A 13,167-nucleotide genomic window follows, 5' to 3' on the forward strand; every position below is an offset into this window, starting at 1 on the left:
TGATCAGCATGAAGACGCAATCAGCCGAGGCTGTGATCGAATTCTGGAAACAGGCGGGGCCCAAGCGTTGGTTCGCCAAGGACGATGGCTTCGACACAGTTTTTCGCGACACCTTCTACGCCACCCATATGCAGGCCGCACGACGCGAACTGGAAGATTGGCTGGCCTGCGCCGACGGCGCGCTGGCGTTATTGATCCTGCTGGACCAATACCCGCGCAACGCTTTTCGCGGCACCGCGCATATGTTCGCCACCGACCCGCTGGCACGCCTGTATGCACATCAGATGGTGGACGCCGGGCTCGATCAACAGATCGAACCCCAGTTGCGTGCGTTTTGTTATTTGCCGTTTGAACACTCGGAAGATCCGCAGGACCAGCAACGCTCGCTGACGCTCAACCAGCAGTTGGATGCCAGCACCTATCACTGGGCCAGGGAACATGCCGATATTATCCAGCGGTTTGGGCGCTTTCCCCATCGCAATGCGGTGTTGGGCAGGGTCACCACCGAGCAGGAGCATTTGTTCCTCAAAGCGGGTGGTTTCGCTGGTTGATGCTATTCCCTCCAGGAATGCCCCCATAAAAACCCTGCATTGTCCTTATCGACCTGGATCTCGTAGCGTGGCGTTTCATCCTCGGAGATAGCCCATGAGCCAACCCCCGCTGCGCCTCTATGTTGATTCGCTGTTCACAAGCCCCTACGCCATGTCGGTGTTCGTTGCCCTACGGGAAAAAGGCCTGGCGTTCGACATGGTCCCCCTGGACCTGGATGCTGGACAAAACCAGTCGGCAGATTACGCCCAGCGCTCCCTGACCCAACGGGTACCGACTCTGGAGCACGGTGATTTTACGCTGTCGGAATCTTCGGCAATCACTGAGTACCTGGACCAGGCGTACCCCCAGATCAGCATTTACCCGGCTGATCTGCAGCAGCGGGCGAGGGCGCGGCAGGTTCAGGCATGGTTGCGCAGCGACTTGCTGGCGATTCGCCAGGAGCGCTCGACGCTGGTGGTGTTCTGCGGGCAGAAGATGCCACCTTTATCGCCGCTGGCTCAGGCTGCTGCGTGTAAGTTGATCGGTGCGGCGCAGGTTCTCCTGGCAGGCAACCCTGAGCATTTGTTTGGCGAGTGGTCGATCGCCGATGTAGACCTGGCGGTGATGCTCAATCGCCTGATCCTCAACGGCGACCCCTTACCGGCCGAGCTGGTGATGTACGCGCAACGCCAGTGGCAACGGCCGTCAGTGCGGGAGTGGGTCAACCTGCGACGGCCTGTGCTCTAGCTGCCACTCTTCCTTGACACGTCGGTCCAGGTCCTCCCAATGGGCCATGCCCAGCACCCGCATGGTGTTCAAGCCCCGCAGGTAACCACGCAGTTGCTGGGCGCTGGCCGAGCGTTGTTTGGCGTCGGCGTCTGGGTCCAGCAGTACTTCTTCATACTCGACCAGGTAATCGGCGACCCGCTCGCGAAATTCCGGCAGTACGGCATCGCGGATGCGGTCGAAGGTTTTCTGGTAGGGCTTCATGGCGGGGTCCTTATAGGTTTTATGGGCTGCCTGACACTATCGGTTCAAATGATAGTCACCATCAAGGATCACAAGTTCTGTTTTTTCGCCAAGCGCGCAGAATCTGCTCATCCAGACGCAGCTCAAGGAAATGCGCGATGAGGACGATTATCCAGCTTGCTTTAATGGCCCTGATGTTGGGCACCACCCTCATGACCACCCCGGCGATTGCCGATGAGCTGCGTACAGGCCATTTGCTGCCGCTGGCCGCTAGCGTAGAATCCCTGCAACGCACCCAGAGGGTAGGGGTGTTATTCAGCGAAAATACCCGCGACAACCTCATCTACCTTGAGCGCTACCATGCCATGGCACTTAACGGCGCCAAGGATGCCCTGGATGGGCGGATTCGCCAGGCGTTCGTCAACAGCTCCGATCCGGAGCTGGCCATCGACTGGTTGATGAACTCGCTGCAGGGCGCTTTTTTCTCGGTGACGGTCTATGGCAGCCTGGATGACATGGTGCAGGCGCATCCGGATGTGGTGGTGGTGCTCGATACCCATAACCAATTGCTGACCCAGCGTAACGACCGGGTCGAGGCACGCTTTGCAGCACGCTTCTATGACGCGAACCTGCAATACATCGCCAAGGCCGAAGGTTCGGTGGACAGGCAAGTGCCGTCAGTGTGGGTGCACGGCAAGGCGGCGCCGGAGATTGCCGCGCTGATCGAGCAGCAGCGAGATGTACAGCAAGATGCCCTGAAGCAGTTCGATGTGTCGCTCAAGGCCCTGGTTCGCGCAGGTTGATTCGCGAGTGGATGTGAACCCTATTGGTTATTTTCAGGAATCTGTATGCGCTCTTTTTTCGCCCCGGCCCTGGCCTTTGCAGCCTTGTTGCTGACCGGTTGTATCACGGCTCCGAATGCCCCATCGCTGACCCTGCAAACCGACAAGACCCCCGAAGGCTATGTGCAATGCGTATTGCCCAAGCTGGAAAAGCACGGCATCACCTCGACCGTGACGCAGAACTCGCGTCACGCCAAGGTGCTGTTGACCAGCAAGATTGCTGCTGATGATGTGCTGGAAGCCTACAAGTCCCAGGACGGCACCAAGGTGTTCCTGTATGAGCGCAAACCGCTGGCCTCGGCGATCAAACCGTCGCGGCTTGAGCAGGCGGCCCAGGACTGCCGGTAAGCCCGTTTTGGAGGACAACAAAAATCAAATGTGGGAGGGGGCTTGCTCCCGATGGCGGTGGGTCAGCTACAGATGTGCTGGCTGACACTCTGCCATCGGGAGCAAGCCCCCTCCCACATTTGGACCAACACTCGGCTCAGGGTTTGGCTTCGTTGCTGAAACTATCGACCGTCTTGATCAACCCCTGCGCCGCCAACGCCACCAACTCACCGCCTTTCTCCACCGTCGCCAGCGCAGGGTCTGAACCCATGCGGCCATCGGGGAAGCGCGCGCGGAAGTCCAGCGCCTCGCGGATCGGCCCGGTGTTGGCAATTTGCGGTGAGTAATCGGCAGACTTGATCGACTGCGGATAAGCCCACTGCGTCACCGCAATCTCCGACGGCGTGGCGTGGCTGCCGTGGCCGACCGGGAATTGGCGCTGGGCCAGGTCGGTGACGCCTTCCAGGTCCCACCAGTTCACCAGCTTCAGCGCAAACCCGGCCGGGCGGCGGGCGAAGCTGGCTTCGGCGTACAGCTCGGAAAACGCCGCTTCGATCGTGGCGATATTGCCGCCGTGGCCGTTCAGGAACAGGATTTTCTCGAAGCCATGCCCGGCCAGCGAACGCACCCAATCGCCAATCGCGGCGATAAAGGTGGAAGGGCGCAGCGAGATGGTGCCGGGAAACCCCAGGTGGTGCTGGGCCATGCCGATATTGAAAGTAGGGCCGATCAGAATGTCGGCGTTTTTTTGCGCCTCATGGGCGATGATCTCCGGGCACATCCAGTCGGTGCCCAGCAGGCCCGTGGGGCCGTGTTGTTCGTTGGAGCCGATGGGGATCACGACCGTGCGGCTGCGTTCCAGAAACTGCCCGATTTCGATCCAGGTGCTGGCGTGTAGAAGCATGCGAGGCTCTCTTTTATCTGTGGGGACAGGCTATCCGCCACGGATTGTACGACTACTCGCTACCTGTTGGGGCTTGCAATTGAGGTACGTCGAGGACTTCAACCAGCGCTGGTCGGGGTACCAGGAAAACATGAACTGCCCATCCTTGAGCTTGTCTACAACTTGACGGGCGACCTGCGGGCGTACTGCCGGGCAGCCCTGGCTGCGGCCGATGCGGCCTTCGCGCTTGCTCCACAACGGGCTGACGTAGTCGGCGGCATGGATCACGATGGCGCGGTCGCGCGCCAGGTCATTGAAGCCGGGCTCCAGGCCATCCATGCGCAGCGAGTAACCATGGGCGCCGAGGTAGCTTTCCTGGGTGCGGAACAAACCCAGGCTGGATTGATGGCTGCCTTCAAGATTGGAGAACTGGGTGGCGAAGTTTTCCCCGGACTTGGCGCCATGCGCCACCAGGTCACGCAGCAGCAGGGTCTGTTTGCGCAAATCGAAGATCCACAGCCGACGGGCGGTCGAGGGCTGGGAGTAGTCAATAACCGCTAGGCGATCGGAACGTTCTTCGCCGTTATTGACAGCGCACTGCACCGCGTTCAGGGCGCTTTTGAGTACTGTGGGATTGAGTTCTGGAGCCGAGCGCGCCAGGCTGCTATACAAGGAAGGTGGGGTGCCAGTGGCCGCGAGCGCAAAATTGCTCAGTAAAGCCAGGCCCCCGGTGATCAAGCCGAGGTGGCGCATAAAAGTCAGCATCTACAGTCGATTCCCCCGCTGTGGAGTGGAGCTAAGTCAATTGTTCAAAAAACACGCATGTTACTTGAGCATTTGCCTGCTCGTTGCACCATTGGTCGCGACAGCCGATGCGCTGGCGCCTGAGCCGCTGCCTGTGACCACGCCTGCGCCCGTCGACCTGGCGCCGGTACAGCAGGCGCTGGCGCAACTGCCCAGCGTCTGTCCCCACCTGGTCTCGCGGGTCGATGCCACCGCACAAGTGCGCCTGCAAGCCTTTTACCAGCAGCAGGGCAATGCACCGTTATGGTCGGCCGACGAGTCCCGGCAAGCCTTGCAAACCCAGTTACTGATGCTGGCCGACGACGGCCTGGATCCCACCCACTATAGCTTGCCTGCGGTAGATGCCACGGCCAACGTGCTGTGCAGCGATATCGCGACCAGCCAGCAATACCTGCAAGCCCTGCACGATTTGCATTACGGGCGCCTGCTGCAATCGCGCTATGAACCGCTCTGGCATTCTCAACCGCCTGCGACTGACCCGAACACCGCAGTATTGGCATTTGCCGCCACCGGCTTGCAGGACATGGCCAAAGCGTTTGACCAGGCACGCCCAAGTGCAGACTTGTATCGCAGCCTGCGCAACGTCTATTCCAGCCTGCGCCAGCAGCCTTTACCGCACTGGGACGCGGTGGGCAGTGGCCCGTTGTTACGCCCCGGCATGGAAGACCCGCGCGTGCCGGAACTGGCGCGACGCCTGCACAGTGGTGGCTATCTGGCCAAGTTGCCCAACGGCAAGCAATATCAGGGCGACCTGGTCAAGGCGGCGAAGGCGTTCCAGCTCAGCCACTCGTTGCAAGCCGATGGCGTGATCGGCGCCGGCACCGTGGCCGAACTCAATATCAGCCCGGCGGTACGCCGCGAGCAACTGCGCATCAACCTGGAGCGTTTCCGCTGGCTGGCCCAGGACCTTGAGCCTGAAGGCGTAGTGGTCAATGTGGCCGCCGCTCAATTGAGCGTGTACCAGAGCGGCATCCCGGTGTGGCAAACCCGCCTGCAAGTGGGTCGCGCCGAACGCCAGACACCGCTGCTCAAGTCGCGCATCACCCGGCTGACCCTCAACCCCACCTGGACCATCCCGCCGACCATCATGCGCGAGGACAAACTCCCGGCTATCCGCCTCAACCCCGAGTACCTGCGCCAGCAAAACCTGCAAGTACTCGATGCCGAAGGTCATCCGCTGACCCCCGAGCAGGTCGATTGGGCGCGCCCCGGCAATATTCTGCTGCGCCAGCAGGCTGGCCCGCGCAACCCGCTGGGCAAGATCGTGATGCGCTTCCCCAACCCGTTCTCGGTATACCTGCACGACACGCCCAGCCAGCCGCTGTTTACCAAGGGGCCACGGGCGTTCAGTTCGGGGTGCGTAAGGGTCGAGCAACCGCTGCTGCTGCGTGATCTGCTGGTAACCCCTGCCGAACGCACCCGTACCGATGAACTGTTGGCCACCGGCTTGACCCATGAATTCAGGCTGGCCACGCCGGTGCCGGTGCTGTTGGGGTATTGGACGGTGGAAGTGGATCGCCAGGGGAGCCTGGTCTATGCGCCGGATATCTATGCGCTTGATCCGGTGTTGATCAAAGCCATGGGAAGTGTGCTCTAGGCACAATGGGCAGGGGTCTTCATGACCCCATCTGACCTATTCAGGTATCAACTGCTGGCGACATTCCAGCACCAGTCGGGCGCCGCCCAGTTCACTGGTACCGACTTCGAGCTTGAAGCCATGCAGGTTGATGATCGCCGCCACAATCGACAGCCCCAGACCAAAGCCACCTTGCTGATCGTTCTCATCCACCCGATAAAAGCGCTGGAACACCGACGCGCGCTCGGCCGCTGGAATTCCAGGGCCGGAGTCGAGCACTTCAATGCGCGTACTGCCCATATCATTGACCGCTCGCAGGATGACCTTGCCATTGGGCGGAGTGAACTTGATCGAATTGCTCAACAGGTTGGCCAAAGCTTCAAACAACAGGGCGCGGTCGCCCGTTACCCACGGCAGCGATTCGGGAGCCTGCAATACCAACTCCATTTCACCTTCCTCCGCCAGGGGCAGATAAAAGTCATGCAATTCGCGCAGCAACGGCAGCGGGTCCAGCACCAGGAAGCCTGACCTGCGCTGGTGATCTTCCAGTTCGGAAATGCGCAGCAGCCCGCGAAAGCGCGCCATCAGCGTGTCGGTTTCGGCAATGGCGTCATCGAGTTTCACTGCGTGGGCGGAGTCTTCCTCGGCTTGCTGCTTGATGCGGTAAAGCTGTGCGCGCAGGCGGGTGAGGGGGGTACGCAGGTCATGGGCGATGGCGTCGCACACGCCCTTGACCTCGTTCATCAGTTTCTCGATGCGTTCGAGCATGGCGTTGACGATGGCCGCGAGCATGTCCAGTTCGTCGCGCCGATTGGACAGCGGCAAGCGGTGCGTCAGGTCGCCGGCGACGATGGCTTCGGCGCTGGCCTGGATCCCGCGGATGCGCCGCAACGGGCGCCGGCGCAGCAGGTGCCAGCCCGCAGCGCCGGGGATGATGGTCAACGACAGCGCCCACAACAGGGCATGCCAGATGATCCGCGTCACACCGAACAACGAACCGTTGGCGCGCACCAGCACCAGCCAGCGCCCGTCGTCGGTGTGGGTGGCCACGGCGTCGCAGCTGTCCTTGGGCAGCTTGGGGTCATCGGATTCGACGCAATTGGCCAGGGTGTGGATCTTGCCATCCAGGGGCAGGTCCGCCGGTAACGTGCGGATCGGCCCGCTCAAGGGCCGAAACTGCTCATCGAACAAGCCATAAGCATCGACGCCCTTCATGTCGAAGGTCATGCTGGTGGTCAGCGCTTCCACCAGGGCTTCGCCGTCGAAGCGCTGGAACAAGTGCTGGCGTTGCAGAAGAGAATGGCGCGAGAGGTCGCTGAGGTAGCCCGACACCTCGTAATACAGCACCCCCATGAGGATGCAACTCCACGCCACGAACAACGAGCTGTACAGCGCCAGCAAGCGGCTGCTGGAGGAACGCCAGCCCTTAGAGGGGTTCAGCAATGACATACCCGGAACCTCGTACCGTGCGGATCAGCGGCGTGAGGCCCGGGGGATCGATTTTCTTGCGCAGGCGACCGATGTGCACATCGATCAGGTTGGTGCCCGGGTCAAAGTGATAACCCCAGACTTCCTCGAAAATCATCATCCGCGACAGGATCTGCCCGGTGTTGCGCATCAGGAATTCCAGCAGTTTGTATTCGGTGGGCAACAGGGTCAGCGGCTGCTCGGCGCGGCTGGCTTCGCGGCTGATCAGGTTCAATTCCAGGTCCGCCACGCGCAGGGCGGTTTCGAACTCCTTGACTGTGCTTTTGCGCCGCAGCAGCACTTCGACACGGGCGGCCATTTCGTCGGAGGCGAACGGCTTGGTCAGATAGTCATCACCGCCGGCACGCAGGCCACGTACACGCTCGTCGACATCGGAGAGGGCGCTGATCATCAGGATCGGCGTCGATACGCCAATCGTGCGCAAGGTGGTAACGATGGCCAGGCCATCCAGTTCGGGCAACATGCGGTCGAGGGTGATCAGGTCGTAATCGCCGCTCACGGCGCGGACCAGGCCCTCGCGGCCGTTGTCTACCCAGTCTACGTCCAGTCCATGGCTACTCAGCTCGGCGACGATCTCGCGGGCCGTTACGGCGTCATCCTCGATGGTCAAAATGCGGGTCATAGGATTACCTGGTGAGCGTTCACACTAGAAGTGGAGGTCATTTTGCCAAGAAGTTGCTGAATGTTTCCTAAATAAAACTTCATCTTGGCAAAACTGCCACCTGTTCATGACTGGCACGAATCGATGTGGGAGGGGGCTTGCTCCCGATAGCGGTGTCTCAGGCAAGAGTTTGTTGATTGACACGGTGCTATCGGGAGCAAGCCCCCTCCCACATGAATGCATATCGCCCGCCCTTAACGGCCGGTTCTTGCAACTTGCATGACTTTAGTAAGTTCAATTTAATTAACTTGTTGAAATGCAAGGAATTTAAATTATTGGCCGACTGGCATGGTGCCTGCACTGTCCCTTTTGAGACTTGTAACACTATTTTTCATGCCTGGAGCAAAACAACAATGATCACATCCTCATCCGCGCTGCAAGAGTCAAGCACGCTCTCCGGGGTTTCCTGGGGGGCGATCTTCGCCGGGGCCGCTGCGGCGGCTGCGCTGTCACTGATTCTGGTGCTGCTGGGCTTCGGCCTGGGCTTTTCGGCGGTGTCGCCGTGGGCCGATAGCGGTATCAGTGCCAAGGGCCTTGGCATTTCCACGATTGTCTGGCTGGCCTTTACCCAGATCGTCGCTTCGGGCCTGGGTGGCTACATCGCCGGCCGGTTGCGGGTGAAGTGGGCCAACATGCATGGCGATGAAGTGTACTTTCGCGATACCGCCCATGGTTTCCTGGCGTGGGCCGTGGCCACATTGATCACGGCAATGCTGGTGGTCGGTTCGGTCAGCAGCGTCGTCAGTGGTGGTGTGAAAGCCGGTGCCAGCGTTGCGTCGGGCGCCGCCAGTGGCTTGACCCAAGCAGCCGGCAGCGCAGCCAAAGGTGCCGACAGCGGCGACTTCGGCTACTACGTCGACAGCCTGTTCCGCGATGACCGCCCAGCCGCGGTCAGCGACGACGCGGCCCATGCCGTGGTCGGCCGTATCTTCGCCCGCACCCTGAGCAATGACGGTCAACTGGCCGCCGAAGACCGTGCCTACCTGGCCCAGTTGATCACCCAGCGCACCAACCTCAGCCAGGCCGATGCCGAAGCGCGTATCGATAAAGTGTACGGCGATGCCCGTAAAGCCATCGAAGACGCCAAGCTCAAAGCCAAGCAGGCCGCCGAGACCGCCGCGAAAGTGGCTGCCTATACCTCGCTGTGGACCTTCGTGGCGCTGTTGATCGGTGCATTCTTCGCCAGCTTCGCTGCCACCTTCGGCGGTCGCCGCCGGGATGCCGTGGTGTACGTCGAAACCGAAAACTACGTTCGTTAATTCAAGGCCCATTCATTTAAGGAAAGCATCATGCGCTCATTACTGCTGTGGTTCCTCGGCGTGCCGATTCCGGTGATCATTCTGATCGCGATCTTCATGCACTAAACCCGGGCCTGGCTCGGTAAAGGGTGGGAAGGGCTTTGCTCCTTCCCACTTTTCGTTTTGCGCAACGTCAGCCAACTGATGACCAGCAAGGTGCTGGCCAGCGATGTCATGATCACCAACGGTTGCGCAGTGCCGTCCGATAGCAGCCCGGTGGCCCAACTGCTCACAGCCGTTACAAACATCTGAATAAAAAAGAACAACCCCGACGCCGTACCGGCAATCGCGCCGTAGGGCTGCAACACCGACAACTGGCAGGCGGGCATCGTCAGCCCCACCGATACCATGATCACCACCATCGGCAACACAATCGCCAGCCAATCCTGCGCCAGCAGTGTCGTGGCCGTCGCAAGCAGTACGCTGCCCAGCACATTCAGGCCGATGGCGAAGCTGATCAAGCGGTCTGCCTCGAACCGCGCTACCAGGCGGCGGAACAGGTTGGCGCCGAACATATAGCCACTGATCGTCGCGGCAAATACCAGGGCGTAGGCGCTCGGCGATAAATCAAAGCCGCGTTGCAGCAACGCCGAAGACTCGCTGATAAACGGAAAATAGGTGCTGTACACGCAGCCGATCGCCAAGGCATAACGCAGGAAATAGCGGTCGCGCAGCAGTTGGCCGTAGATGCGCAGCAAGTGGGTGGGGGGGGCGGCGGCCACTTGTGGCGGACGGGTTTCCGGAAGACGGCGCTGGACCACCAGGCACAACAGGCTGCCAATCACCGCCAGCAACACAAACAAACCCTGCCAACCCAAGAGGGGCAACAGCACGCTGCCAAGCACCGGCGCGGCCATGGGCGAGACCGCCATTGCCATGGAGATCAACCCCAGCAAGCGCGCCTGCTCCTGCGGGGCAAAATAGTCGCGCACGATCACCCGGCCTATTACCGTGGTGCAACACCCGCCGAGGGCCTGGAACAGCCGCGCAATGATCAATACCCCCAGGCTGTCGGCCAGTGCGCAGGTGAGGGTTGCCAGTACATACATCGTCAACCCGGCCAGCAACACCGGACGCCGGCCGAAGCGGTCGGTAAGCGGGCCGCTGACCAGCAAGGAAATCGCCGATCCGAGGGTGTAGAGCGTCAGTACCAGCAGCAGTTGGCTATCGGAGGTCTGGAAGTAGTCGGCCATAGCGGGCAGGGCGGGCAAGTGCAGGTCCAGGGTGAGGCGCGGCAAGCCCACCAGGACCGTCAGCAGCGTTAGCCAGAACCTGGGAGCGAGAATGCGTTGCGTCATGGGCGGTTACTTCGCGAGGGGTAGAGCCCGGACTCTAGCGGCGTTGTGGTTTAATCCGCAGAACCACTTGTACATGGAAGAACTGGACCACTATGAGCCGAGGAAAAGCCGCCTCCAACCTTGACTTGCCGCGCCCGGACAACTTGGGCGAGGGTAAACAGCAGGGCGCCTATGAGGCTTTGCGGGGGGCGATCCTGACTCGGCAGTTGCCGGCCGACAGCCGTTTGCCATCGACCCGCAGCCTGGCCGAGCGCTGGCAGGTTTCGCGCGGCACACTTGAGGCCGTGTTCGACCGCTTGCACAGCGAAGGCTATGTGCAGCGCGTGGCGGGCTCTGGCACGCGGGTGCGCGCGGTGATTCCCGAGCAATTCATTGCGGCCCCGGCGTCAAAACAAATGCTGCGCCGCCCGGTTGACCCCGACCCACCCCACGCCGGGGTACAGAGCCATGTGCCCTTTGTCGCACGGCGCCCGGATGCCGGCCTGTTCGACCTCAAAGCCTGGGCGCGTTGCGTCGCCCGTGGGTTGTTGGCCGCAGGCCCAGGTGTACTGGAGGCCGCGCATCCTGGTGGGCTGCCGGCCCTGCGTGAGCACATTGCGGATTACTTGCGCCGTTATCGCGGTATGCACTGCGAGGCGGATGAAGTGATTGTCACCACGGGTATTCGTCATGGCCTTGACCTGATCGCCCGCACGCTGCTCCAACCGGGTGACCTGGCCTGCGTCGAAGACCCCGGCTACACCCCGGCGCGGCGTCTGTTCAACCTGGCCGGTGCACAGGTGCAGTCGATCCCGGTCACCGCCGAAGGGCTCGATACCGCTCAGTTGCCTGCCCACGCACGACTGGTGTATGTCAGCCCCGCGCACCAGGCCCCGCTGGGCGTGACCCTGTCGGTGTCGCACCGCCTGGCGCTGCTGGACTGGGCAAGTCGAGCCGATGCCTGGGTGGTCGAAGACGACTACGACAGCGAGTACAACTACAACAGCGCACCTTTGGCCGCGCTCAAGTCCCTGGATGCGAACGGCCGCGTGCTCTACTGCGGCAGCTTCAACAAGAACCTGTTTCCAGGGTTGCGAGTCGGTTTCATGGTGGCGCCCAAAACCCTGCGTCCGTCACTGCTGCGCACCTTGCAACTGACCGGGCATTCGGTGGGCGCCAGCGATCAGTCGGGCCTGGTGGACTTTCTGGGCAGCGGTGCGTTTGTGCGGCATTTGCGCGCTTCGCGCCAGGCTTATCAGGCGCGGCGTGATGCCTTGCTCGCCTGCCTCCCGCCGGACGTCACGGTCACTGGCGAGCAGGCCGGGCTGCATTTTGTGCTGTGGTTACCGGCAGGGGTGCCAGAGGCGGATTTCTGCGCCCGCGCCGCCGACGCCGGGCTGAGCTTGCAGCCACTGGGCAAGTTTTGTGTCGATGTAACGTTGCCGCCCGCCGTGATTGTCGGCTACACCGCATTGACCCTCGCGCAGATCCGCTTCCACGGCCGGGCTCTGGCGCAATTGCTGTAGGAGCGCGTCAGTCGTCGAACCCGACCTGCTCATGAATTTCATCCACCTTCAATTCCAACCGATAGGCCACCGCAATAAACAACGCCTGGCACAGGCACAACGTGGCGCTCAGCGAGCGAAAGGCAAACGATGAGCCTTCATTGACCAACAGCACCGCATTCGCGCGCTTGGCCAGCGGCGACAGGTTGCTGTCGGTGATGATCAAGGTCTTGGCCTGGTGGTGCTGGGCAATGCGCAGGCAGTGCTGGGTCTCTTTGCCGTAGGGCGTAAAACTGATGGCAATCACCAGGTCATTGGCGCGAACGCTGCGCATCTGCTCGCGATAACTGCCGCCCAGGCCAGAGATCAGGTGGATGCGCTTGTTGGTGTGCTGCAGGTTGTAGACCAGGTAGTCGGCCACGGCAAAGGAACGGCGCACACCGACCACATAGATGTTGTCGGCATTGACCACCAGGTCCACGGCTTTCTCGAAGGCCGCATCGTCCAGTTCCAGGCCCAGGCGTTCGATGCCGGACAGGGTGGCGTTGACACACTCACGCGCCAGGTCGCCGCCGCTGGCTTTCTGCGACTTGTTGGCGATCATGCTGCGGATGCGCTGCTGGTAGTTCTGTACCGGCGTGGTCTTGTGGGTATAGGCCTCGCGAAACAGCGCCTGCATTTCACTGAAACCGCTGAAGCCGAAACGCTGGGAAAACCGCACGATGGCCGAGGGGTGCACTTCGCATTCACGGGCGATGTCACTGATGCGATCGACCATGATCCGGTCGCTCTGCTGGCTCATGTAACTGGCGATGCGCTTGAGCTGGCGCGGCAGGCTTTCGTATTCGTCGGTGATCAGCTGCAACAGGCGTTCGGCATTGATCGGAGGGCTGGCGACAGTTTCTTCCAGGGTGGTCTCGGGATCGGTGCGGGACATGGGCAATCCTTCTGGCGTGTTCGTCTGATGCGCTGATGGGTGGCGCAAGTCTACAGGGTAGGCGCAAAA

The 13,167-nt window shown here is 61.3% G+C and carries 14 protein-coding genes; 7 read left to right on the forward strand and 7 right to left on the reverse strand.

Annotation, left to right across the window (positions count from 1 at the left end; all coding sequences use genetic code 11):
* Positions 1-8: 8 nt before the first annotated feature.
* The gene (locus PSEBG33_RS15075) at positions 9-551 is read left to right on the forward strand and encodes a DUF924 family protein (RefSeq protein ID WP_032803862.1); all 543 of its coding nucleotides are present in this window, start codon (positions 9-11) and stop codon (positions 549-551) included.
* Between the two features lie 94 nt (positions 552-645).
* Positions 646-1,278 (forward strand): glutathione transferase, encoded by a 633-nt coding sequence (gene yfcF / locus PSEBG33_RS15070; protein ID WP_005787698.1) that lies wholly within the window; start codon positions 646-648, stop codon positions 1,276-1,278.
* On the opposite strand, the gene PSEBG33_RS15065 is transcribed toward yfcF, so the two are convergent.
* Positions 1,237-1,521, reverse strand: coding sequence for a hypothetical protein (locus PSEBG33_RS15065; protein WP_005787700.1), 285 nt, complete (start codon positions 1,519-1,521; stop codon positions 1,237-1,239). The genes yfcF and PSEBG33_RS15065 overlap by 42 nt on opposite strands.
* A gap of 137 nt (positions 1,522-1,658) precedes the next feature.
* Here PSEBG33_RS15065 and PSEBG33_RS15060 point away from each other — a divergent pair, with 137 nt between their 5' ends.
* Both PSEBG33_RS15060 and PSEBG33_RS15055 read left to right on the forward strand, forming a co-directional pair.
* Entirely contained in the window at positions 1,659-2,303 is a 645-nt protein-coding gene (locus PSEBG33_RS15060) for a hypothetical protein (RefSeq protein WP_005787702.1), read from the forward strand.
* Between the two features lie 45 nt (positions 2,304-2,348).
* Positions 2,349-2,690 (forward strand): hypothetical protein, encoded by a 342-nt coding sequence (locus PSEBG33_RS15055; protein WP_005787704.1) that lies wholly within the window; start codon positions 2,349-2,351, stop codon positions 2,688-2,690.
* Between the two features lie 136 nt (positions 2,691-2,826).
* Here the strand turns inward: PSEBG33_RS15055 and PSEBG33_RS15050 are convergent, their stop codons facing one another.
* Positions 2,827-3,573: a creatininase family protein gene (locus PSEBG33_RS15050; RefSeq protein ID WP_005787706.1), complete on the reverse strand. Its 747-nt coding sequence runs from the start codon at positions 3,571-3,573 to the stop codon at positions 2,827-2,829.
* A gap of 30 nt (positions 3,574-3,603) precedes the next feature.
* Positions 3,604-4,317, reverse strand: a complete 714-nt coding sequence (locus PSEBG33_RS15045) for a murein L,D-transpeptidase catalytic domain family protein (protein ID WP_005787707.1) — start codon at positions 4,315-4,317, stop codon at positions 3,604-3,606.
* 40 nt (positions 4,318-4,357) lie between these two features.
* Here PSEBG33_RS15045 and PSEBG33_RS15040 point away from each other — a divergent pair, with 40 nt between their 5' ends.
* On the forward strand, positions 4,358-5,953 hold the full coding sequence (locus PSEBG33_RS15040) for a L,D-transpeptidase family protein (RefSeq protein WP_005787709.1): 1,596 nt from the start codon (positions 4,358-4,360) through the stop codon (positions 5,951-5,953).
* A 36-nt stretch (positions 5,954-5,989) separates the two neighbouring features.
* Here the strand turns inward: PSEBG33_RS15040 and PSEBG33_RS15035 are convergent, their stop codons facing one another.
* The gene (locus PSEBG33_RS15035; protein ID WP_005787711.1) at positions 5,990-7,381 is read right to left on the reverse strand and encodes a sensor histidine kinase; all 1,392 of its coding nucleotides are present in this window, start codon (positions 7,379-7,381) and stop codon (positions 5,990-5,992) included.
* The gene (locus PSEBG33_RS15030; RefSeq protein ID WP_005787712.1) at positions 7,359-8,042 is read right to left on the reverse strand and encodes a response regulator transcription factor; all 684 of its coding nucleotides are present in this window, start codon (positions 8,040-8,042) and stop codon (positions 7,359-7,361) included. Before PSEBG33_RS15030 ends, PSEBG33_RS15035 begins: the two co-directional genes overlap by 23 nt.
* 392 nt (positions 8,043-8,434) lie before the next feature.
* Here PSEBG33_RS15030 and PSEBG33_RS15025 point away from each other — a divergent pair, with 392 nt between their 5' ends.
* Positions 8,435-9,340 (forward strand): hypothetical protein, encoded by a 906-nt coding sequence (locus PSEBG33_RS15025; protein ID WP_005787714.1) that lies wholly within the window; start codon positions 8,435-8,437, stop codon positions 9,338-9,340.
* 101 nt (positions 9,341-9,441) lie between these two features.
* On the opposite strand, the gene PSEBG33_RS15020 is transcribed toward PSEBG33_RS15025, so the two are convergent.
* Positions 9,442-10,677: a multidrug effflux MFS transporter gene (locus PSEBG33_RS15020; protein WP_005787717.1), complete on the reverse strand. Its 1,236-nt coding sequence runs from the start codon at positions 10,675-10,677 to the stop codon at positions 9,442-9,444.
* Between the two features lie 92 nt (positions 10,678-10,769).
* Between PSEBG33_RS15020 and PSEBG33_RS15015 the strand changes: the two genes are divergently transcribed.
* Positions 10,770-12,182 carry a PLP-dependent aminotransferase family protein gene (locus PSEBG33_RS15015; protein WP_005787718.1) on the forward strand — a complete coding sequence of 471 codons (1,413 nt, stop codon included), beginning with the start codon at positions 10,770-10,772 and terminating at the stop codon, positions 12,180-12,182.
* A 7-nt stretch (positions 12,183-12,189) separates the two neighbouring features.
* On the opposite strand, the gene PSEBG33_RS15010 is transcribed toward PSEBG33_RS15015, so the two are convergent.
* Positions 12,190-13,098: a MurR/RpiR family transcriptional regulator gene (locus tag PSEBG33_RS15010; RefSeq protein WP_005787722.1), complete on the reverse strand. Its 909-nt coding sequence runs from the start codon at positions 13,096-13,098 to the stop codon at positions 12,190-12,192.
* Positions 13,099-13,167: the final 69 nt, after the last annotated feature.

Source organism: Pseudomonas synxantha BG33R, from assembly GCF_000263715.2.
In the GTDB taxonomy this organism is placed as follows: Bacteria; Pseudomonadota; Gammaproteobacteria; order Pseudomonadales; family Pseudomonadaceae; genus Aquipseudomonas; species Aquipseudomonas synxantha_A.